Source organism: Vibrio sp. 10N.239.311.G01 (genome assembly GCF_041465805.1).
GTDB classification, from domain to species: Bacteria; Pseudomonadota; Gammaproteobacteria; order Enterobacterales; family Vibrionaceae; genus Vibrio; species Vibrio crassostreae_C.
On record NZ_JBFSRM010000003.1, the window covers coordinates 263,153 to 286,681 of the forward strand.

A 23,529-nucleotide genomic window follows, 5' to 3' on the forward strand; every position below is an offset into this window, starting at 1 on the left:
ATTCAACAACCGATTACTTATTACCTTTACTAGTAATGTTAGTAACCTTAGTCAATATGTCGAGTCGTACAGACTGATTAGTCTAGAGTACGTTTAACCTCAACGATTTCGAATACTTCGATCTGGTCACCAACGCGAACGTCGTTGTAGTTCTTAACGCCGACACCACACTCGTAACCGTTCTTAACTTCTTGTACGTCATCTTTAAAGCGACGAAGTGACTCTAGTTCACCTTCGTAGATAACAACGTTTTCACGAAGTACACGGATTGGGTTGCTACGCTTAATCGTACCTTCAGTCACGATACAACCAGCGATTGCACCAAGTTTAGGCGACTTAAATACGTCACGAACTTGTGCAAGACCAATGATCTCTTGACGGAATTCAGGAGCAAGCATACCGCCCATCGCCTGTTTAACTTCGTCAATTAGTTGGTAAATGATTGAGTAGTAACGTAGATCTAGGTTTTCGTTCTGAACCGTGTTACGCGCAGTTGCGTCAGCACGAACGTTGAAACCAAGGATGATAGCGTTAGAAGCTGCAGCAAGCGTTGCATCAGTTTCAGTAATACCACCAACACCAGAACCTACGATGTTCACTTTCACTTCGTCAGTTGACAGTTTCAGTAGAGAGTCAGCAATCGCTTCTACAGAACCTTGAACGTCAGCTTTAAGTACCACGTTAAGCTCAGCAACTTCGCCAGCCGTCATGTTCGCGAACATGTTCTCTAGTTTCGCTTTTTGTTGGCGAGCTAGTTTAACATCACGGAATTTACCTTGACGGTAGTTCGCAACTTCACGTGCTTTACGCTCATCACGTACAACAGTCGCTTCATCGCCTGACGAAGGAACACCAGAAAGACCTAGAATTTCTACAGGAATAGATGGACCTGCAGTTTCGATGTCTTTACCGTTTTCATCACGCATTGCACGAACACGGCCGTACTCTTGACCACAAAGAACGATATCGCCTTTGTTTAGAGTACCAGACTGTACTAGTACTGTTGCAACTGGACCACGACCTTTATCAAGACGAGATTCAACAACAACACCAGACGCCATGCCTTCTTTAACCGCTGTAAGTTCAAGAACTTCAGACTGAAGAAGGATAGCTTCTAGAAGACCATCGATGTTTGTACCCTGTTTAGCAGAGATGTGAACGAAGATGTTCTCACCACCCCACTCTTCAGGAATAACGTCGTATTGAGCTAGCTCATTCTTAACGTTGTCTGGGTTTGCACCCTCTTTATCGATCTTGTTCACAGCAACAATCAGAGGAACGCCTGCCGCTTTCGCGTGCTGGATTGCTTCGATTGTTTGTGGCATTACGCCATCGTCTGCTGCAACTACAAGTACAACGATATCTGTCGCTTGAGCACCACGAGCACGCATAGCTGTAAACGCCGCGTGTCCAGGAGTATCAAGGAAAGTGATCATACCGTTGTCAGTATCTACGTGGTAAGCACCAATGTGCTGCGTGATACCGCCAGCTTCGCCAGAAGCAACGTGTGCTTTACGAATGTAATCAAGTGTTGAAGTTTTACCGTGGTCAACGTGACCCATGATAGTAACAACAGGAGCACGACCTTCAGCGATAGCATCGCTATCACGGTCAGCTAGTACTGCTTCTTCAAGTTCGTTTTCTTTACGTAGGATTACCTTGTGACCCATTTCTTCAGCAACAAGTTGTGCTGTTTCTTGGTCGATCACTTGGTTGATAGTCGCCATAGCGCCCATCTTCATCATTACTTTGATAACTTCAGTTGCTTTAACTGACATTTTGCTAGCCAGTTCAGAAACAACGATAGTTTCGCCGATAGCAACGTCAGATTTAGCAACAGTTGCTGACTTATCGAAGCCTTGCTGCATTGAAGTTGGTTTAGCAAGCTTAGCTTTACCGCCACGACCACGCTGGTTACGACCACCACGGTTGTTTGCAGGTTGGTTAGCAGGAGCTGCTTTCTTCTTGCGACGACGAGGTGCTTTCTCATCTTTCTTATCTGCCGCATCTTCAGCTTCACGAGCGTAAGTAGAAGTAGTCACATGGTAATCCGCAGATTTCTCTTGCTCTTTCTTCTTCTTCTCTTCTTCAGACCAACGTTCTTGGTTCTCTTCTGCTAACTTACGAGCTTCTTCAACAAGCTTAGCTGCTTCAGCTTCTGCTTTACGAGTTGCTTCTAGCTCTTGACGAGCTTTAAGTTCATCCGCTTCTTTTTTCGCTTGTGCGTTAGCGTCTGCATTTTTTGAATTCATGTCTTTTTTAGCCTTTTCAGCTTGTGCGCGTTGAGCCTTCTCTTCAGCTTCACGTTTTGCATCCGCTTCACGTGTTACTTTTTCTTCAGCTTCGCGCTGTGCTTTCTCTGCAGCATCACGTTTCGCTTGCTCTTCAGCATCGCGTTGTGCTTTCTCTTCCGCTTCACGATTAGCTACTTCCTCAGCTTCACGTTTCGCTTCATCTTCAATAGTGCTGCGCTTCACGTAAGTACGCTTTTTACGTACCTCTACTTGAACATCCTTACTCTTACCGCCTCCAGCGGCAACACTTAGCGTGCTGCGGGTCTTGCGTTGAAGAGTTAAACGAGTCGGTTCTGTTTCGCCTGAAGTATCGCCGTGCTCCTTTTTAAGGTGCGTTAGCAATGTTTGCTTCTCTGAATCAGTCACTTGATCCGACCCTGCTTTCTTCATGCCTGCATCAGCAAGTTGTTCAATTAAGCGGTCAACTGGCGTACCAATCTCTTCACTCAGTGCTTTAACTGTTAATTGTGTCATACCGCTTTCTCTCCTTGCTGAATTATTCTTCGTCGCCGAACCAACAGATGTTACGCGCAGCCATAATTAGCTCGCCTGCACGCTCTGCAGTTAGGTCTTCGATGCCTTCTAGTTCATCAACGCCTTGGTCAGCTAGGTCTTCCAGTGTCGCAACGCCTTTTGCTGCTAGCTTGTAAGCCATTTCACGCTCAAGACCTTCAAGTGCAAGTAAGTCTTCAGCAGGCTCAACACCGTCGAAAGTTTCTTCTTTCGCTAGCGCTAGAGTAGTCAGTGCGTCTTTTGCGCGGTTACGTAGTTCTTCAACGATACCTTCGTCTAGACCGTCTACTTCAAGAAGCTCGTTCACAGGAACGTATGCTACTTCTTCAAGCGTAGAGAAGCCTTCTTCAACAAGCATTTGAGCAAAGTCTTCTTCAATGTCTAGGTGCTTCATGAAGTTTTCAATAGAGGCAACTGCTTCTTCTTGGTGCTTCTTCTCAAGATCAGCAACAGTCATTACGTTCAGTTCCCAACCAGTAAGTTGAGACGCTAGACGTACGTTTTGACCGCTACGGCCAATCGCTTGTGCTAGGTTATCCGCTTCAACAGCGATATCCATAGAGTGTGCGTCTTCATCAACGATGATTGAAGCAACATCAGCAGGAGCCATTGCGTTGATTACGAATTGAGCCGGGTTATCATCCCAAAGAACGATATCGATACGTTCACCACCAAGATCGTTAGAAACAGCTTGTACACGTGCGCCACGCATACCAACACACGCACCAACTGGGTCAATACGTTTGTCGTTTGTTTTCACAGCGATTTTAGCACGAGAACCAGCGTCACGTGCAGCACCTTTAAGTTCAATTAGCTCTTCACCAATCTCAGGCACTTCAACACGGAATAGTTCAGCTAGCATTTCTGGCTTCGAACGAGTAACGAAAAGCTGGAAACCACGAGCTTCTGGTTTAACTGCGTAAAGAAGACCACGAACACGGTCACCTGGACGGAAGTTTTCACGAGGAAGTTGGTCATCACGAAGGATTACCGCTTCAGCGTTGTTACCTAGGTCTAGAATAATAGTGTCACGGTTAACTTTCTTAACTGCGCCAGTTACTAGCTCGCCTTCGTTATCGATGAACTGCTCAACGATTTGAGCGCGTTCAGCTTCACGTACTTTCTGTACGATAACTTGCTTAGCCGTTTGAGTCGTAATACGGTCAAACGTTACTGATTCGATATCATCTTCAATGAAACCGCCAAGTTCGATCTCTGGGTCATCGTACTTTGCAGCTTCAATAGAGATTTCTTTTGTTGGGAATTCAACTTCCTCAACAGCTTCCCAACGACGGAAAGTTTCGAAATCACCCGTTTTACGGTCAATTTCAACACGAACTTCAATTTCTAGTTCGCTTTTCTTTTTTGTTGCCGTTGCAAGCGCGATTTCAAGCGCTTCAAAAATACGCTCACGAGGAACTGCTTTCTCATTTGAAACAGCTTCTACTACCGCCAAAATTTCTTTGTTCATTAATCTAGCCTCTTAAGCTCTTCTCTCTAGGAGAACTAAAATTTAGGGATCAGGTTAGCTTTCGCAATATTGCTCAGGACGAATTCTTCTTCTTGTCCTTCAACCAATACTTTCACTGTCTCGCCTTCGATAGATTGGATATCACCTTTCCATTTACGACGGTTGCCGACAGCCATTTTCAAAACGATGCTTACCTCGTGACCAATAAATTGTTGGTAATGCTCTGCTTTGAACAGTGGTCTCTCTAAACCTGGTGAAGACACTTCAAGGTTATAAGCCACTGAAATTGGATCTTCAACGTCCATTACGGCACTTACTTGGTGGCTAACTTCAGCGCAATCATCTACATTGATACCGTTTGGTGAATCGATGTAAATACGTAGCGTTGAGTGCTCACCAGCACGAATAAATTCTAATCCAACTAACTCATAACCTGATGCTGCTACTGGAGCGTCAAGCATTTCAGTAAGTTGTCTTTCTAAACCAGTCATTTAACCACTCCAGAAACAAAAAAAGGGCTCAAAGCCCAATTTAAATTCCAAGCAAACATTATCTAAATACATTTACAAATGCTTAGATAACAAAAAACCCCGTATAAGCCGGGGTTTTTGTTGCTGGACCCTTATATGTTAAGTGCCATCACATTCGATATCGCACCTAACTCACAGTGAGGTTCACACTGTGCAAACTTGCTACCAATACAAGCTATATAATAGCATTGAAATTGGTTGCGGGAGCCGGATTTGAACCGACGACCTTCGGGTTATGAGCCCGACGAGCTACCAAACTGCTCCATCCCGCGTCCGACTTGCGAGCATTATACGCCCAACAAGATGTTTTACAAGTTTGTAAACATGGTGCCGAGAGAGGGACTCGAACCCTCACACCCTAAGGCACTAGCACCTCATGCTAGCGTGTCTACCAATTTCACCATCTCGGCATCAAATCTTTACAGATTATTGTGGAATTTCGTCGCCTTGCGCCGGAACTTCACTCACTGCATCATCAGCTTGTTGAATCACCTGACCTTGGGTCGGGTCAATCCATTGTGACTCAGTTTTATGTGTAGACATATTACCAAGCACTAAGCTAAGGATAAAAAATGTAGTTGCAAAAATTGCAGTCATTCGGGTAAGGAAATTTCCTGAGCCACCAGCACCAAACACAGTGTTTGAAGCGCCAGCACCGAAAGAGGCTCCCATATCTGCGCCTTTACCTTGTTGAATCAACACTAGGCCAATTACACCAAGCGCTGCCAACAGGTAAATCACAAGTAGAACTGTAAACATTTTTCCACCTATGTTCCTAATTGTTGAGCCAGCGCCGTTCAAAAAACTATTTTTAAGAACAAGGCTAGCGACCTCCTAACTGAAGGCCGAGCAATACTAGCGAATGCGACGATGGCTGACAAGGAGAATTTGCTAAAAAATAAGCCTTTACCAAGTGAATGGTCAAAAAAAGGTCAAAAGCGACACAAAACTCATTTATGTCTCTTTTGACCGTTATATCTTTTGACCGTTATATAAGTCAACCACTTCTAATCACAAGCGCTATTCGCTGCGCCAGCTAAGTAAAAGGTTAAATTAGCAGTTTGCTTTTACTGCATCTGCAATCTTAAGCGCTGATGCTTGAACAAGCTCTGCATCTTCGCCTTCAACCATGACACGCAGTAGTGGCTCGGTACCAGACTTGCGTAATAGTACACGGCCTTTCTCGCCAAGCTCTGCTTCTACTTCAACAACCGCTGCTTTTACCGCTTCGGCTTCTAGTGGGTTTGAATCTCCGCTGAAACGAACGTTTTCTAGAACTTGAGGGTACAACGTCATGCCCTGAGACAACTCATTCAGTGTCATTTCGCTATCAACAACTGAAGCCAAAACTTGCAGAGCAGCAACGATAGCATCACCCGTCGTCACTTTATCTAGTAGGATAACGTGCCCCGAATTTTCAGCGCCGATCTTCCAGCCTTTAGCAAGAAGCTGTTCCATTACGTAACGGTCACCAACAGCAGCACGTACAAACGGAATACCTAACTGCTTAAGGCCGTTTTCCATACCCAGGTTGGTCATTAGTGTACCAACAACGCCGCCTTTCAACTCACCGCGACGCAGTGCATCACGAGCAATAATGTAAGCGATTTGGTCGCCATCAACTTTGTTGCCTAGCTCGTCAACCATGATGATACGGTCACCATCACCATCAAAGCCAAGACCTAATGCCGCTTTTTCTTCAAGCACTTTTGCTTGCAGAGCACGTACATCCGTCGCACCGACTTCGTGGTTGATGTTAGTACCGTTTGGCTCAACACCAATCGCAACGACCTCAGCACCCAGTTCTTTAAATACAGCAGGCGCAATGTGGTAAGTCGCACCATGTGCACAATCGATAACGATCTTCATGCCAGCTAATGTCATTTTATGTGGGAACGTACTTTTACAGAACTCGATGTAACGGCCAGCCGCATCGTTCAAACGTACTGCTTTACCTAGCTCTGAAGAATCAACACATTCGATGTCTTTATCCAACTCTGCTTCAATTGCCAACTCGATATCGTCCGGCAGTTTTGTTCCCTCAGAAGAGAAGAACTTGATACCGTTATCGTAGTATGGGTTGTGTGATGCAGAGATAACAATACCGGCTTCAGCGCGGAAGGTTTGAGTTAGGTAAGCCACAGCAGGTGTTGGCATTGGGCCAGTAAACGTAGCCTGAAGACCAGCAGCAGCAAGGCCAGCTTCTAGCGCTGACTCAAGCATGTAACCAGAGATACGAGTATCTTTACCAATGATGACTTTCTTTGTGCCTTGCTTCGCAAGAACACGACCCGCAGCCCAGCCAAGCTTCAGAACAAAATCAGGTGTAATCGGGTACTGGCCTACTTTGCCACGCACACCATCTGTGCCGAAATAACGTCTTTTATCAGACATAGTGATTTTCCTTAATTATATTTAGTGATTGTTGTTCATCACTTCGATTATTTTCATCGCTTCCAGTGTCTCCTCGACATCATGAACGCGAATAATTTGTGCGCCTTTCATCGCGGCAATCGTCGCGCAAGTGACGCTTGCGACCATGCAGTCGGCCGGAACCTTGTCTAGCAATTTAAAGATCATCGATTTTCTCGACATCCCCGCTAAAACAGGTAAGCCTAACGAATGAAACTTTTCAAGGTGCGCTAATAGGTGGTAATTATGCTCAATGGTTTTACCAAAACCAAAACCAGGATCCAGAATCAGCTGATCTTTTGATATACCAACAGCCTCACAAGCCTCCACCCTTTCTTTTAAGAACGCTTCAACATCCATTAGGACATCATCGTAATTAGGGTTAGCTTGCATGGTTCTTGGCTGACCTTTCATGTGCATCAGGCAAACGGGCACATTAGCATCGGCGGCCGCTTCTAAAGCTCCGGGCTCTTGCAGTGCGCGCACATCATTGATCAAATCAGCCCCCGCTTCAACGGCTTGGCGCATCACTTCAGCTTTACTGGTATCAATGGAGATCCACACATCAAACTTAGCGCGAATTGCTTTAATGGCAGGAATAACGCGAGCGAGCTCTTCTTCTAAAGGAACGTCAGGCGCTCCCGGGCGAGTTGATTCACCACCAATGTCAATAATGCTAACACCAGCTTGAATCATTCGCTCTGCTTGCAGTAAAGCATTATCTAATGAATTGAATTTTCCGCCATCAGAGAAAGAGTCAGGCGTAACATTGAGGATACCCATCACATGTGGGCGGTCTAAAACGAGCGTTTTATTATGTGCTTTTAATATCATGGAAGGTGGGTCTTAAAGGTAAAAACATCTAGGGCTAGAAACAGAAAAACCCTGAGCGTACTCAGGGTTTTAATTTAAAGCTTAGCAATTAAGAATCTTTGTTTTGAGCATCATCTGTTTCAGATTTAACTTCTTCAACTTTCGACTCTTCAGCTTTTGGTTCCGCTTTAGCTTCTTCTGCCTTAGCTTCAGGTTTTGCTTCTTCCTTTGTAGGTTCAGCTTTTACCTGATCACCCCAACCAGCTGGATCACGAATCTCTTGCTTACGCTCCATCAAGTCATCAATTTGACCTGCATCGATCGTTTCGAACTTCATTAGAGCGTCTTTCATCGAATGCATGATATCCATGTTATCTTCAAGAATCTTCTTAGCTCTATCGTAGTTACGGTCGATAAGGATACGAATCTCTTCATCGATAAGCTTAGTCGTGTCATCAGAAACGTGCTTAGCTTGGCTCATGCCGCGACCTAGGAAAACTTCACCTTCTTCTTCTGCGTAAAGAAGAGGACCCAATTTCTCAGAGAAGCCCCACTGCGTAACCATCTTACGAGCAATATCAGTTGCACGTTCGATATCGTTAGACGCACCAGTTGACACTTTGTCTTTACCGTAAATAAGTTCTTCAGCAAGACGACCACCGTACAGGCTAGAAATCATAGACTCTAGATGTTGGCGAGACATGCTCACACGATCTTGCTCTGGCAAGTACATGGTTACACCAAGCGCACGACCACGTGGAATGATTGACACCTTGTACACTGGATCGTGTTCAGGTACCAAACGACCAACAATTGCGTGACCCGCTTCGTGGTAAGCCGTTGACTCTTTCACTTCTTCAGACATAACCATTGAACGGCGCTCTGCACCCATCATAATTTTGTCTTTCGCAAGTTCAAACTCAACCATAGATACATTGCGCTTGTTACCACGAGCAGCAAATAGCGCCGCTTCGTTCACAAGGTTCGCAAGATCTGCACCAGAGAAGCCTGGAGTACCACGAGCGATCAGCGACGGTTCAACATCACCTGATAGTGGCACTTTACGCATGTGTACTTTAAGAATCTGTTCACGACCACGTACATCCGGTAGACCAACCACAACTTGACGGTCAAAACGACCAGGACGAAGTAATGCAGGGTCTAGTACGTCTGGACGGTTAGTCGCAGCGATAACGATAATACCTTCGTTACCTTCGAAACCATCCATCTCAACCAACATTTGGTTCAGTGTTTGTTCACGTTCATCGTGACCACCACCAACACCAGCGCCACGTTGACGACCTACAGCATCAATTTCATCGATAAAGATGATACAAGGTGCCGCTTTCTTCGCTTGTTCGAACATGTCACGCACACGAGATGCACCAACACCAACAAACATTTCAACGAAGTCAGAACCAGAGATAGTAAAGAACGGTACTTTCGCTTCACCGGCAATCGCTTTTGCAAGCAATGTTTTACCCGTACCAGGAGGACCAACCAACAGGATACCTGTCGGGATCTTACCACCTAGCTTTTGGAAGCGGCTTGGGTCACGAAGGTAGTCCACAAGCTCTTTCACGTCTTCTTTTGCTTCGTCACAACCAGCAACATCAGCAAACATGGTTTTGATTTGTTCTTCGCTCATCATTCGAGCTTTACTCTTACCGAAAGACATCGCGCCTTTACCGCCGCCGCCGCCTTGCATTTGACGCATGAAGAAAATCCATACACCAATCAGTAAGATCATTGGGAACCATGAGATGAAGATAGTGCCAAGCAGGCTCTGCTCTTCAGGTGGTGTACCCTGAACTTTTACGTTTTGATTAATTAAGTCATCAAGTAGCTTTTGATCATAAACAGGCATGTAAGTTACATACTTAGAACCACCACCACGACGTGTGAAAGTGATTTCGCTGTTATTGAACTGTGCGTCTTGAATCTGGCCTTGGCCAACTTCCTGTACAAACGTGGTGTAATCTACTGCTCTGCCGTTACTTTCCCCAGGGCCGAAGCTCTGGAATACCGACATCAACACTACCGCGATAACAAGCCACAGAATTAAATTTTTTGCCATGTCACTCAAGGTGTAAGCCTCTCGATAACTAATTGTAATTAAAGGTAGGGTACTACAGTTTGTAACCTGTAGCCATGTTGTTAACTCTCACTCTTGGAAGAGAATCGTTAACCTTTGTAACCAGTGGCTACGATAAACACTTCACGAGATCGAGCTCGAGAAGAGTCGGGTTTTCTAACTTTTACTGTTTTAAACATCTCGCGGACGTCCTTAACGTATTGGTCAAACCCTTCGCCTTGGAATACTTTTACAACAAAACTACCATTGGTAGCTAGAACTTGTCGACACATATCCAAAGCTAATTCAACTAAATACATAGCTCTTGGCTGATCCACAGAATTGTTGCCTGCTATATTAGGTGCCATATCTGACATCACGACATCAACCATGTTTGGTTGTATACGTTCCAACAAGGCATCTAGCACAGCTTCTTCGCGGAAATCGCCTTGTAAAAAGCTAACACCAGCAATCGGATCCATTGGTAACAAGTCACACGCAATGATTTGTCCGTTGTCTCCAACAATCTTAGCAGCATATTGAGACCAACCGCCAGGTGCTGCACCCAAATCCACAATGGTCATCCCAGGAGACAGCAATTTATCTTTCGTTTGAATCTCTTCCATTTTGAAATAAGCACGTGAGCGATAGCCTTTCTTTCTTGCTTCGTTTGCGTACTTGTCGTCGAAGTGTTCCTTCAACCAACGGCCTGAACTGGCCGAGTGTTTCTGTTTGCTCATTGGATACCTAAAGTGGAGGAAAGTACTAATTGCCGAATAAATTATAGTCTTCAGCTTTAGATGGCGTTAAAATAGGTTTTTTCAACCCTAATAGTAAAGAAAATTGGCCGCGTAATGAACCTAAGTACCAAACAAAAGCAGCATCTAAAGGGCCTAGCTCACAGTTTAAAACCTGTTGTGCTAATGGGCGCAAATGGACTTACTGAAGCTGTTCTAGCGGAAATCGAATTAGCTCTAGACCACCACGAACTGATCAAGATTAAAGTTGCATCAGAAGACCGTGAGACTAAGCAACTGATTATCGATGCAATTGTACGTGAAACTAAAGCTGAGAAAGTACAGACTATCGGTAAAGTTCTAGTACTGTTCCGCCAGTCAGAAGCACGTAAAATCGAGATTCCACGTAAATAAGCGAGTTTGATATAAGCTAACTTCACTAATAGGAAGCCACAGCGCTTATCTTTTAGTGTAGCGTGAGAAACGAAAAAGGTCGCATTTAGCGACCTTTTTACTTATCAGAAACAAAGAAAATTCAATTAGATATATTCTACTTTGTCGATTTCGAAGTCTTTGTCACCACCAGGGGTAGAGATCATGACTTCGTCGCCTTCCATTTTACCGATAAGACCGCGAGCAATTGGCGATTTCACAGAAATGCGACCCGTTTTGATGTCTGCTTCGTCTTCTGAAACGATTTGGTAGCGGAACTCATCATCGGTATCCACATCAATCAGTGTCACTGTCGTACCAAAGATAATCTTGCCCGTATTATCCATTTGCGTTACATCGATGATCTGAGCCAGTGATAGCTTATATTCAATATCACGGATCTGAGCTTCACAAATACCCTGCTCTTCACGAGCGGCGTGGTATTCAGCATTCTCTTTTAAGTCACCTAGTTCACGTGCTTCACCAATAGCTGCTGAGATAACAGGGCGTAGCTTAAGTAGGCGATCTAATTCATCACGTAGCTGCTGAGCGCCACGTACTGTCATTGGAACCTTTTCCATTTTTTACCTCTATGCCAAAGCTTTCTTTAGCCAACATAAATACACCCAACGTATTTATTGGGTGATAGAAACAAAACGATTTGGCTTAGTGTAAACAAACTTTATGGCTAAATCACCTTTATTCCACTTTGCGTTATAAAAGCTTTATCTAGGTCTAAATTACAGACATCACAAAAATGAATAATAACCTCCCCATCAATAAGTTGAGAATTAAATACCTAAAAAAACAAAAAACAAACAAAATAAACACAGATCACACTTTTATAAAAATCACTTTAAAACAAATACTTAATCAACAAGAGATATAATAAAACAGTGTTCATTTTTTAGTTTTATATCATTTTACTAACTGACCATGGAACTTTAGAGGTAAAAAGTAACCCATGGATTGCACTGGCATTTTTCAGACTTCTGTTCTAATCATGATTATGAAGCCTGATTAATACAGGCAATACACAAAAGGGTTCAAATCCTTGATAAAACTTCTATGGACAGTAATTAGGAAATAATAACATGAACAAGACTATGATCGCGCTTGCTGTATCTGCTGCAGCTCTTGCTACTAACGCAGTGGCAGCGGACGGTAAACAAGCTGGTGGTATCGAAGGTACATCTGTATACAGCTCAAACGGCACTTCTCTAGAAATCGGTGGTCGTGCGGAAGCTCGTCTATCTCTAAAAGATGGCAAAGCACAAGACAACTCTCGTGTACGTCTAAACTTCCTAGGTAAAGTTGAAATCCAAGATGGCCTATACGGCGTTGGTTTCTACGAAGGCGAATTCGTTTCTAACCCAGAAACTGTACTAAATACATCTGGCGAAAAAGTTACGGTAGACAGTTTAGACAACCGTTACGCTTACGCTGGTATCGGCGGTACATTCGGAGAAGTGACATACGGTAAGAACGACGGCGCTCTAGGCGTTATCACAGACTTCACTGATATCATGTCTTACCACGGTAATTCCGCAGCAGACAAACTTGCAGCAGCAGACCGTACAGACAACATGCTTTCTTACAAAGGTCAATTCCAAGACCTAAGCGTAAAAGCAAGCTACCGCTTTGCAGATCGTACAGATTCAGCAACTGACAGTGGTTACGACGACAACGGTGAAGATGGTTACTCTCTATCTGGTATCTACGCAATCGGCGATTCTGGCTTCAAGCTAGGTGCGGGTTACGCTGATCAAGACCTAGACAACGAATACATGCTAGCGGCATCTTTCCGCACTGAAGCTCTATACTTTGCAGGTGTATTCACTGACGGTGAGAAAGAAGCTGACACTCTACGCCGTACTGTAGATTACACAGGTTACGAATTTGCAACTGCGTACACGCTAGATAAAACTGCGTTTACTCTAACGTACAACAACGCAGAAACTAACGATGAGACTTCTGCAGATAACGTTGCAATCGATGCAACTTACTACTTCAAGCCTAACTTCCGCACGTACATCTCGTACAACTTCAACCTAATTTCTGAAGGTGACAAGATCGGCGGTACATCTCTAGTAAACGGTAATGCATCTAAAGCTGACGCTGAAGACGAAATCGCTCTAGGTCTACGTTACGACTTCTAATTCTGATTATCTAATTGATTAATTAGTTAATTGAGAATCAAAACGCCCGCTATCTAGCGGGCGTTTTTTATATCTGTATACTGAAAACATCAGCCATCCAAGAAATCTTCTATGCGCCTTCTATCCACACTACTTGTATGTAGTTTTTCCATTAGCGCTTTCTCAGTTAACGCTTTCGCTTACCCCCCTCTAGATAAACTGCCTGATGGCAGTAGCACCAGTGTAATTTTGGAATCCCTGAGAGGCGATTCATACAAAATGAATTCCAACAGTGATGGCTTCTACCCTCCCGCCAGTACTTTAAAGCTGGTCACAGCTTTAGCAGCGAAGTTGGAATTAGGGGATGACTTTCACTATACGACTAGCATTGCTCGTTCTAATAAAGATGTTGTGCTCTCATTCAGCGGCGACCCGACGCTACAAAGAGAGCAGTTAAAAAGGCTTTTAGCTCAATATACTAAATCACAATCTAAAACCATTAACGGTAACCTGTATCTCGATAACTCGACTTATACGGGCTATCAACGCGCGGTGGGTTGGCCTTGGGACATTTTAGGCGTTTGTTACAGCGCGCCTTCTAGTGCAATGACCTTGGACAGCAACTGCGCACAAGCCTCTATTTATACAAAAGGTAATGGCAGCACTCGCGTTTATATTCCCGCTCACTATCCGATAGACGTGACGACCACCGCTGCCACGGTAACTCGCTCTGGGCAGAAGGCGACACAATGCGACTTAGAGCTCATTACCACTCCAGATAACGCTTACAAGCTCTCTGGTTGCTTGGTTGAGCGTAAAAAGCCACTGCCACTCAAGTTCGCGATTCAAAATCCAGAACTTTACACCTATCAAGTCGTGACATCGCTTCTCAAAGAACTGAAAATAGAAGTAAAAGGTGATGTGATTATTGGTAAAAAAGCGAAAGCAGACAAAACCACGTTAGTCGCTAGTCACAACTCAGAAAAGCTTCCTGAACTGCTCGATATCATGCTCAAGAAGTCGGATAACCTTATCGCAGATAATCTAACTAAAACGCTAGGAGCGACATTTTATGTTCAACCGGGTAGCTTCAATAACGGTACTGAAGCGATAAAACAGATATTACTGACCAAGGCTAATATTGACCTGAGTAAAGCGCAGCTCGTCGATGGTTCAGGGTTATCCAGAAATAACCGAATGAGGTCACAGACCATGGCTCAAGTGCTTCGTTATATCTGGGAAAACGATCAACAGCTCAGCCTGATTGAGGCTATGCCTACATCTGGCACTGATGGAACGCTCAAATACCGTCAGAGCATGAGAAAAGCACCGATTCAAGGCAACATTATCGCCAAGAGTGGTTCTCTATACGGCAGTTACAACATGGCGGGATACGGATTAGATAAAGCGGGAAAACCAAACTCTCTGTTTGTGCAGTTTGTTCGTGATTACTTCCCTGAAGAACAAGATCCAGACAAACCAGTGGAAGCACCTATCACCCAGTTTGAGCGTGCTTTCTACAAAGATGTAGTTGAGTTCAGTCAAACACAAAGCAAATCGAAGTAATGTTTGGCTCTGTGTAAACTTCTACTCAAACAATAAAAATGGCGCTGAAGACCTTCAATCTGCAGCGCCATTTTTGTTTCTCAGATGTATTTAGCTATTTTTATAGGTGCCTATTTTTATAGGAGCTAAGCGATACCGAGGAATGAGTTAACCACAGTGAAGTAGATCCACATTCCTGAGATATCAACTATGGAAGCAAGCACTGGGCTCACTAGCACTGCAGGGTCCAACTTGAACAAACGAGCCACGATAGGCAACCCGCCGCCAAGAACCGTCGATATTGTCACCTGAATAAACAGAGCAACAGCGATAGCAAAGGCAATCATGTTAATGTCGTAACCACCAGTAGACTGGTTTTCACTGAACAGCAAGATACGTCCAATCATTACCGCGGCAATCGCCAGTGCTAAACAAATAGCCACTCTAAACTCTTTCCATAGAACATTGGCCCACTGACGTTTTTTCAATTCACCAGTGGCTAAGGCTCTAATCACCAAAGTAGCGGCTTGTGTTCCCGTGTTACCTCCCGCTGCAGCGATAACTGGCATATAGATAGCTAGCAGTACCAGTTGGCTAAGGATATCTTCGTACTGAGCGATGATAAGACCAGAAACGATACCTAGCAGTGCCAGCGCAATAATCCAACCGATACGCTGTCTAACATGGCTTAATACACCTGTAGAAAGGTAACCCTGTTGAGGCTCAACCTCTGAATAGATTAGCCCTAGTTGGTGAGCTAGATGTCGCGAACGCTTTTCAAAGCCTTGCTCCTCTAACTCACTAAGTAGAGCTTGAATCGTACTTAGAGAGCATTGCCCTAATACAAGTACTGCATCTTCAAGCGGCATACAGTTGAGAAGCCTAACTTGCTGCTCACGCCCGTATTGCTGAAATGCATTCGATACAGCTTGGATGTCTTGCTCTGAGTACAGAGCTTCAATAGATAAAAAAGTGTTGTTCATTACCGTCATGGCGAATCTCCCGATTGGCAAAGGTAACGACCATCAAAACAAGTAGCCTACAGTAAGTACTTCACAAACATAAAGCGGTGTACACCAAGAGCGTAGAACTCGATACCTAAAGCATATAACTGAGCGCACCAAGAGCTTAAAGCACTGGTGTGTCTACTTGTTAGAATCTAGAGTGTGGAAAAGAATGAAGGGAAAACAAAGATACCCTACCTGAACGGCAGGACAATAGATCAATACCGAGACAGGTTATTCTTCTCCATTCAAACTAGGAGGATGGTCGGTATTGTTCATAAAAATCTCCAAAATTACTGTCAATATGACAGCGCGCATAGTGTAGCAATAGCCGTTCAAAAACTTCGTCAAATTCCTGTCAATAAATAGGGGTCAATAAAAAAGGCATCCGTGGATGCCTTTAGTTCAATTATTGATGTGCATTATTACTTAATAGTAATACGAGCAAACTTACGCTTACCTACTTGGTAAACCGCAGTACCTGCTTCAGGTACGAATTTGCTGTCTTCAATCTTCTCGCCTTCAAGCTTAGCCGCGCCTTGCTTGATCATACGCATCGCATCAGAAGTCGAGTTTACAAGACCCGCTTCTTTTAGAACGTTCGCAATTGGCAGGCCTGCTTCGAATTCAAATTCCGGCATTTCATCAGGAACTTGGTTTTTAGCAAAGCGGTTAACGAACTCTTGCTCTGCTGCATCAGCATCTGCTTCACTGTGGAAACGAGCAATGATCTCTTTAGCCAGAAGTACTTTAACGTCACGTGGGTTTTTACCCGCTTCAACACCAGCTTTCAGCTCTGCCACTTCTTCAAGTGGACGGAAAGAAAGTAGCTCGTAGTAGCTCCACATTAGATCGTCAGAGATAGACATGATCTTACCAAACATTTCGCTTGGTGCTTCGCTAATACCGATGTAGTTGTGTGCAGACTTAGACATCTTCTTAACGCCGTCTAGACCAACAAGTAGTGGCATCATCAGTACCGCTTGTGGTTTTTGACCTGCTGCTTTTTGCAGTTCACGGCCCATTAGCAGGTTAAACTTCTGGTCAGTACCGCCAAGCTCAACATCGCTCTCTAGTGCAACAGAGTCGTGACCTTGTAGAAGTGGGTACATGAATTCGTGGATAGCGATCGGTTGACCACCAGCGTAACGCTTTTTGAAGTCATCACGCTCAAGCATACGAGCAACAGTTTGGTTAGAAGCAAGACGAATCATGCCTTCAGCGCCAAGCTCAGATAGCCATTCAGAGTTGAAACGAATTTGCGTCTTCGCAGGATCTAGAATCTTGAATACTTGCTCTTTGTAAGTTTCAGCATTCTTCAATACGTCTTCGCGGCTTAGCGGTGGACGTGTTGAGTTTTTACCTGATGGGTCACCAACCATTGCAGTGAAATCACCGATAAGGAATGTCACTTCATGACCAAGCTCTTGGAAAGCACGAAGCTTGTTAAAGATAACCGTATGGCCTAGGTGGATATCTGGAGCTGTTGGATCGGCACCCAGCTTAATGCGTAAAGGACGACCTTCTTTTAGTTTTGCAATCAGTTCGTCTTCTGGAATCAGTTCTTCTACGCCACGTTTGATCTCGGCTAGTGCAGCTTCAATACTCGCCATTCTTGTTCACTCCCACAGATTTGGCAAAAATACATTAATTAGACATCTTACTTGAATAGCGATGTATTTTGAAACCAGTTACACTATTCCGTCGTCGATTTTCATAATATTTACAGAACGAACCGGAACATGTTGTCTATTTTTGCACGCCTTCCTATTTTGCACCGGGCTTTTATCGCATTTTTTAGTGCCATAATTTTCGTCGCGATTTTCTTACTCCCCGACGTCAACAGTTTGCGTGACGATTCGGGCGCTTTAGTTGTGGGAAAACATTACCCACTGACTATCAATGCCTCTGCACTTATTAGCTCAAGTGACGCTCCACCGACGGCAGTGCTCAATTGGGAGAAATACACCGTTCGCTCTGGCGAAAGCACCTCTGTTTTATTTGAACGTATTGGCCTCTCATACCGTCTGCTGATCACACTACTCAATACCAATAATGATATTAAGAAGCAGCTGTCTAACCTAAGACCTGGTGATGTCTTGCAGTTCGGCTTTGATGAAAACAACGACCTTATTCAGTTAAAACGACAACTTAGTGCGTTTGAAAGCTTCAAGATCACTAAATCTGGCGATTCTTTCTCATCAAGTTTCGACAAAAAAGAAGTGGTATACCAATACAATTATGCCGAAGCCAACATCACCTCTAACTTCTGGAACGCTGGCGTCAGCGCAGGTTTAACCGCAAACCAAATTATGGAACTGGCCGGCATCTTCGGTTGGGATATCGACTTTGCGTTAGATATTCGTAAGAACGACAGCTTCAAAATCTTATACCAAGAGAAAGTGGTTGAAGGTGAAGTAGTTGGTCGCGGTAAGATCATGGCAGCCGTATTCAAAAACCAAGGCGATTCATTTACCGCGGTATTGGATGATAAAAGCGGCAACTACTTCGATGAAAATGGTCGTGCGATGAAGAAGGCGTTCTTGCGCTCACCAATTGATTTTCGTCGCGTAACATCGAACTTTAACCCTACCAGGAGACACCCAGTAACCGGTAAGATTCGAGCTCACCGCGGTACTGACTACGCAGCCCCTGTTGGCACGCCTATCTGGGCAGCCGGTGACGGTATTGTTCAGAAGTCAGGTTACAACCAATTCAATGGTAACTACGTGTTCATCCGCCACAGCAACACCTACATCACCAAGTACCTGCACATGAAGCGACGTATGGTGAAAACCGGTCAGCGCGTAAAACAAGGCCAAACCATTGGTACTTTGGGCGGTACAGGCCGTGTGACTGGCCCGCACTTACATTATGAATTCTTGGTTAATGGCGTACATAAAAATGCGCGTACCGTGAAATTGCCTCAATCCAAGTCGTTAACTGGTAAAGCAAAAGCAACCTTTATTGCCAACTCAGAGATTCGATTAAGAAACCTTGAGCGATACGGTCAGTTACTAGCGACTAACTAGGCGTTTGTAGCTTCACTGCAAAATAGAAAAATGCAAAGAGCGCCCATCAAGGCGCTCTTTTTTATGCTCACATACCACAACTAGCTACTGTTTTTCAGGTTTGTTGTTCCGTCCAAGCATTAACAAACAAGGGGTTAATACTAAAGTCAGCACCGTGGCAAACGCCAAACCACCAGCAATAGCGGTCGCAAGCTGTGACCACCATTGTGTACTTGGCGCGCCAAACTCTATCTTTTGATTAATCAGGTCGATGTTCATCTCTAACACCATCGGCATTAAACCTAAGATAGTCGTAACCGTCGTGAGCATTACTGGCCTTAAACGCTGAACACCGGTTCTTAGAATCGCATCTCGCTTGTCCAAGCCTCTTTTGATGAGCTGATTATAAGTATCAATCAACACGATGTTGTTGTTCACGACTATGCCGGCGAGCGCTATTACCCCAATTCCCGACATCACAATGCCAAACGGACGTTGGAAGATCAGTAAGCCAACGAACACGCCAACGGTCGAAAACAATACAGCACTCAGAATCAAAAACGCTTGATAGAAGCTATTGAACTGAGTAATCAGAATCAAAGCCATTACCGCCAAAGCAACCAAGAAAGCACTTTGTAAAAAGGCTGACGAGTTTTCTTGTTCTTCGTTTTGACCACGGATGCGAAATTCCACGCTACTCGGCAGCCCTAGCTCACTCAATGCTTGTTCGATCTTTGGTAGTTCGAGAGCAAGGTTATACCCTTCTTCCATATCCGCCATGATGTTCACCACACGCTTGCCATCAAGGCGTTTAATGGTGTCTTGCTTATGGTCGGGAACGATCTGAGCGAAATTAGTAATAGGTACTAAACCTGCTGGCGTTTTCACCCTAAGCTGGTCGAAGCGCCCGATATCACGCTTATCATTAGGGTAGCGCACCAAGATATCGACCTCTTCTGAAGAGTCATCGGGCAGATAATCACCAATCTTGAGACCATTAGTCACGAATTGAACGGTATTACCCACTAAGGTCGCATCAGCTGCAAAGCGCGCAGCATCGTCGCGGCGAATATCCACCTTCCAATCGATGCCATCTTTACTCGCAGTATCGCTGATATTGGTCAGTGCTTTATTTCCATCAGCCCAACCTCTCACAATTTTTGCAGCCTGATTGAGCTGCTCTGGAGTTCTTGCCGACAGCTCAATCACTAAGTCATTTTCAACCGGAGGCCCAGCATCAGGGAACTTATATTCAATCTCAACACCAGCGTATTGATCGGTTTGTACCTTCAACTCATCAATAATCGCCTTAACGCTGCGTCGATATTGCCAGTCAACAGGCGTAATTGAGATCAAACCAATCTGGTCGTCACCACCAGTACGCGTGTAAACGGTATCGAACTCATCATGATTGAGCATCATCAGTTCAATATCACGCATGATGTCATCCTTTTCTTGGATAGACAGATCCCCATGCGAGCGAACTTTGACATTAAAGAATGGCGGATCAACTTCTGGGAAGAACTCTGCACCTAGACCCGCTTTTGAATAAGTAAAACCAACTGCAACCGCGAGCAGTGCCGCACTGAACAAAATCTTAAAGGGGTGTTTAATCGCTAAAGAAAGCGTGTGGTAGTAAGCCTTGGTTAAACCAGTAGCCTGTGAAAAGTCACCATTATGCAGTGCGACCATTCGAGCTTGGCTTTTAGACGATACGTATTGAGGTTTGCCAATCAAACCGCCCAGCACGGGCACAAACAACAACGCCATGATCAATGATGCAGTTAAAGTCGCGATCAGAGTTAGTGGTAAGAACTTCATAAATTCGCCCGTCACATCAGGCCAAAACAGTAACGGAGCAAATGCGGCTAAGGTTGTGGCAGTCGATGCGGTTATCGGCCACGCCATCCGTTTCGCTGCATCTCGGTAAGCGGCTTTGCGCCCTTCACCCTCTTGCATTCGCCTGTCTGCAAATTCGGTCACCACAATCGCACCGTCTACTAGCATCCCCACCGCCATAATCAGAGAGAACAGCACTACGATGTTGACGGTTAAGCCAAACACCGAAAGAACCAATAACCCGGTTAGGAATGAGCCTGGAATGGAAATACCCACTAACAAAGCGGTACGCACACCAAGAATCGCGATGATAACGATCACCACCAGAATAATGGCGGATAAGATATTGTTTTGCAGATCATTAAGCATGATCTTCACATCTTTAGATTCATCCCAGGTGTATTTGACCAACAGGTTATTTGGCCATTCCGCTTGCTGCTGAGCACCAGCCATTACCGCTTTGACTAGCTCAACGGTTTCGATGATGTTCTCACCTGCACGCTTCTTGATATCCAACACCACCGCAGATTTGCCATCTAAACGAGCAAAACTTTCAGGATCTCGAAACGCTCGACGAACCGTAGCGACATCGCCAAAAGTGACCACCTGCTTGCCATCCACTTTAATAGGCAACTCAAGCACGTCTTTTAAGGAGTTAAATACCGAAGGGACTTTGACAGAAAAACGTCCGTAGCCAGTATCAACAAAACCTGCGGCCACTACTCGATTGTTCAGAGCGATCAGATTATAGATATCCGCTTGATCTAAGCTGTAGCTCTCCATCAATAACGGATCGACAATGATCTCGACGATGTCAGCGCGATCGCCCGCAATATCGACTTCAAGGATTTGGCGATAGCTTTCTAATTTGTCTCCAAGCTCTCGGGCAATTTGCACTATGGTGCGCTCAGGAACGGTACCGAATAGCACAACAGACAAAACAGGTTGCTCAGAAGCCAGCGTCACCTCATTTACGGTCGGTTCGTCACTGTCTTCTGGTAGTTTTGGTTTAGCCAGATCAACCGCGTCACGCACATCGGCCATTGCTTTGGTGAGATCGACGCCAACATTAAACTCCAACACAACAGAGGCATGCCCTTCTGCTGCGGTTGCTGTCATCTCTTTTACGCCTTCAATCGACCTCAGCTCTTGCTCAATAGGTCGAACCAATAAACGTTCTGCATCCGTTGGCGAGATCCCTTGGTGCCCGACCGAAACATAGATAATTGGGATGGTAATGTCTGGGCTCGATTCCTTAGGTATCGTGATATAGGTGACGACACCGGCTACAAGGATTAACGCTAAAAGGGAGAGCATTGTTCGAGCACGAGACAAGGCTGCATCAATAATTGAATACATCGGTTATCTCCTACTCTGCGGTTACGTTAGAGAGTTCAGCGACTTGCTCAACAGCAATCACCGAATCACCATCACGCACAAACCCTTGGCCTACTGTGATGATATCGACGCGTTGTCCAAGTCCTGTGAGCCAAACTCCATCTTGTTCGGCCTTTACTAGCTGAATGCCTACAAACTTCACCGTTGGTGAGTCATCGACTGAAACCAAGGTTTTGACCCCTAGGTTACCCGCCTCATCCAATGCTAGCATCGCCGGTGTTATCTTTATTGCATCTCTTGTTTCTAGGTTGAGTTTAACTTCGGCACTGACACCTGCTGGTAATAGGCCTTTAGAGTTATCGATTTCTATCTCGATTGGGAAGGTATTAGTAGCAACAGAAGAGATACGAGAAACATAGCGTAAACGGCCTTCCGCTTCTTCTCGCCCTAACAAACGAACCAAAGCAGATTGATTGACTAGCAAATGTTGGATATGACGCTCACTGACATCCGCCTCAATAACCAAAGGATCGAGGTCAATCACGCCAGCAACAGGATCGCCAACACTAACGAAATCACCGAGCTCCACCATCAAATCTTGAACCACACCCGAAAAAGGCGAAGTAATGACAGTATTCTTTAAAGCCAATTCCGCATTGCGCATCATGGCTTTTGCTTCTGTTAATGAAGCCTCAGCTGTGGTGTAGGCGATTTCACCTTGCAGTCCTCTTTTCTTCAGTGACTGCGCCGCTTTGAACTCTTTCTGCTTCAAGCGATATAACGCAGATGCTCGCTCTAGTTGAATCTCTAAATCACCCTTATCTATCTGGGCAATGGCTTGTCCTGCTTTAACCATCCCCCCCTTAACAACATTCAATCTGACAATCTTACCCGCGACTTCTGCACCTAGACGAGCATGCCTATCGGGCGCCGTTCTTCCATAGAGATCAATCGTTTTAAAGGTCGGTGATGAGGTGAAGGTTTGAAAGGAAACCTTAGCCAGCGGAATTTCTGTTGCTTTTTTCTCAGGCGACTCTTCTGCTTGCCCTACGCCTAAACCAAGCCAGATCGACAACAACACGACTAGAGTCAGAGAAACCAGCCACGGCTGCTTCAATTTCTGAAAAAGTGGTGAGTTAGAAAATAGAGTGGGCATAACAAATCCTTTTGTCCGATGTCATTCAGGCGCGCTAGTTGGCTTAATAGCGTGATGTGCAACTTCCTTATGCACAAAGGTAACCTTAACAGACCAATCCTCAACGAAGTTGGACGCTATCGACAGTTTAAAAAATATGCCGTGTACTAAAAATGAGAGGAATGCTTTGTCGAGTAGACGACACTTGTTACCAAGTGCCGCCCCTCTAAGAACCGTACGTGC

The 23,529-nt window shown here is 44.8% G+C and carries 17 protein-coding genes, 2 tRNA genes and 1 pseudogene; 4 read left to right on the forward strand and 16 right to left on the reverse strand.

The annotated features are described in order from the left end of the window. Positions 1 to 77 precede the first annotated feature (77 nt). The 10 genes from infB to rlmE all read right to left on the reverse strand — a co-directional run bounded on the left by infB (position 78) and on the right by rlmE (position 10,847). Positions 78 to 2,768, reverse strand: coding sequence for a translation initiation factor IF-2 (gene infB / locus AB6D06_RS04040; RefSeq protein ID WP_372109945.1), 2,691 nt, complete (start codon positions 2,766 to 2,768; stop codon positions 78 to 80). A 22-nt stretch (positions 2,769 to 2,790) separates the two neighbouring features. Beyond that, the gene (gene nusA, locus AB6D06_RS04045) at positions 2,791 to 4,278 is read right to left on the reverse strand and encodes a transcription termination factor NusA (protein ID WP_017059230.1); all 1,488 of its coding nucleotides are present in this window, start codon (positions 4,276 to 4,278) and stop codon (positions 2,791 to 2,793) included. 35 nt (positions 4,279 to 4,313) lie between these two features. Then, positions 4,314 to 4,769 (reverse strand): ribosome maturation factor RimP, encoded by a 456-nt coding sequence (gene rimP, locus AB6D06_RS04050; protein WP_004738265.1) that lies wholly within the window; start codon positions 4,767 to 4,769, stop codon positions 4,314 to 4,316. Between the two features lie 234 nt (positions 4,770 to 5,003). After that, positions 5,004 to 5,080: transfer RNA gene (locus AB6D06_RS04055), tRNA-Met, on the reverse strand. A gap of 53 nt (positions 5,081 to 5,133) precedes the next feature. Then, a tRNA-Leu gene (locus AB6D06_RS04060) sits at positions 5,134 to 5,218 on the reverse strand. 16 nt (positions 5,219 to 5,234) lie between these two features. Further along, complete coding sequence (gene secG / locus AB6D06_RS04065) at positions 5,235 to 5,567, reverse strand: preprotein translocase subunit SecG (RefSeq protein ID WP_017059392.1); 333 nt, start codon at positions 5,565 to 5,567, stop codon at positions 5,235 to 5,237. 294 nt (positions 5,568 to 5,861) lie between these two features. Continuing rightward, positions 5,862 to 7,202 carry a phosphoglucosamine mutase gene (glmM, locus tag AB6D06_RS04070; RefSeq protein ID WP_017059393.1) on the reverse strand — a complete coding sequence of 447 codons (1,341 nt, stop codon included), beginning with the start codon at positions 7,200 to 7,202 and terminating at the stop codon, positions 5,862 to 5,864. Positions 7,203 to 7,223: 21 nt separating this feature from the next. After that, entirely contained in the window at positions 7,224 to 8,054 is an 831-nt protein-coding gene (gene folP / locus AB6D06_RS04075; protein ID WP_102393175.1) for a dihydropteroate synthase, read from the reverse strand. Between the two features lie 88 nt (positions 8,055 to 8,142). Next, positions 8,143 to 10,110, reverse strand: coding sequence for an ATP-dependent zinc metalloprotease FtsH (gene ftsH, locus AB6D06_RS04080; RefSeq protein WP_017068905.1), 1,968 nt, complete (start codon positions 10,108 to 10,110; stop codon positions 8,143 to 8,145). Between the two features lie 107 nt (positions 10,111 to 10,217). Continuing rightward, the gene (gene rlmE / locus AB6D06_RS04085; protein WP_017059396.1) at positions 10,218 to 10,847 is read right to left on the reverse strand and encodes a 23S rRNA (uridine(2552)-2'-O)-methyltransferase RlmE; all 630 of its coding nucleotides are present in this window, start codon (positions 10,845 to 10,847) and stop codon (positions 10,218 to 10,220) included. Between the two features lie 114 nt (positions 10,848 to 10,961). On the opposite strand from rlmE, the gene yhbY reads away from it, so the two are divergent. Next, a complete protein-coding gene (gene yhbY / locus AB6D06_RS04090) occupies positions 10,962 to 11,258 on the forward strand; it encodes a ribosome assembly RNA-binding protein YhbY (RefSeq protein WP_004738252.1) in 297 nt (98 codons plus the stop codon). A gap of 125 nt (positions 11,259 to 11,383) precedes the next feature. On the opposite strand, the gene greA is transcribed toward yhbY, so the two are convergent. Continuing rightward, on the reverse strand, positions 11,384 to 11,857 hold the full coding sequence (gene greA / locus AB6D06_RS04095; RefSeq protein WP_017059397.1) for a transcription elongation factor GreA: 474 nt from the start codon (positions 11,855 to 11,857) through the stop codon (positions 11,384 to 11,386). Between the two features lie 513 nt (positions 11,858 to 12,370). Between greA and AB6D06_RS04100 the strand changes: the two genes are divergently transcribed. Both AB6D06_RS04100 and dacB read left to right on the forward strand, forming a co-directional pair. After that, complete coding sequence (locus tag AB6D06_RS04100) at positions 12,371 to 13,435, forward strand: porin (protein WP_102428939.1); 1,065 nt, start codon at positions 12,371 to 12,373, stop codon at positions 13,433 to 13,435. A 111-nt stretch (positions 13,436 to 13,546) separates the two neighbouring features. Continuing rightward, entirely contained in the window at positions 13,547 to 14,980 is a 1,434-nt protein-coding gene (gene dacB, locus AB6D06_RS04105) for a serine-type D-Ala-D-Ala carboxypeptidase (RefSeq protein ID WP_372109946.1), read from the forward strand. A gap of 125 nt (positions 14,981 to 15,105) precedes the next feature. Here dacB and AB6D06_RS04110 read toward each other — a convergent pair whose 3' ends face one another. Then, entirely contained in the window at positions 15,106 to 15,951 is an 846-nt protein-coding gene (locus AB6D06_RS04110; RefSeq protein ID WP_017059400.1) for a magnesium transporter, read from the reverse strand. Between the two features lie 437 nt (positions 15,952 to 16,388). Then, positions 16,389 to 17,576 (reverse strand): tyrosine--tRNA ligase, encoded by a 1,188-nt coding sequence (gene tyrS / locus AB6D06_RS04115; protein WP_372109947.1) that lies wholly within the window; start codon positions 17,574 to 17,576, stop codon positions 16,389 to 16,391. Positions 17,577 to 17,705: 129 nt separating this feature from the next. Between tyrS and AB6D06_RS04120 the strand changes: the two genes are divergently transcribed. After that, positions 17,706 to 18,995, forward strand: a complete 1,290-nt coding sequence (locus AB6D06_RS04120; RefSeq protein ID WP_065584911.1) for a peptidoglycan DD-metalloendopeptidase family protein — start codon at positions 17,706 to 17,708, stop codon at positions 18,993 to 18,995. An 84-nt stretch (positions 18,996 to 19,079) separates the two neighbouring features. Here AB6D06_RS04120 and AB6D06_RS04125 read toward each other — a convergent pair whose 3' ends face one another. The 3 genes and pseudogenes from AB6D06_RS04125 to AB6D06_RS04135 all read right to left on the reverse strand — a co-directional run. Next, positions 19,080 to 22,172, reverse strand: coding sequence for an efflux RND transporter permease subunit (locus AB6D06_RS04125; protein WP_017063268.1), 3,093 nt, complete (start codon positions 22,170 to 22,172; stop codon positions 19,080 to 19,082). Positions 22,173 to 22,182: 10 nt separating this feature from the next. Then, on the reverse strand, positions 22,183 to 23,307 hold the full coding sequence (locus AB6D06_RS04130; RefSeq protein ID WP_017059405.1) for an efflux RND transporter periplasmic adaptor subunit: 1,125 nt from the start codon (positions 23,305 to 23,307) through the stop codon (positions 22,183 to 22,185). Between the two features lie 21 nt (positions 23,308 to 23,328). Beyond that, a pseudogene (locus AB6D06_RS04135) lies at positions 23,329 to 23,529 on the reverse strand (hypothetical protein); the annotation flags it as partial.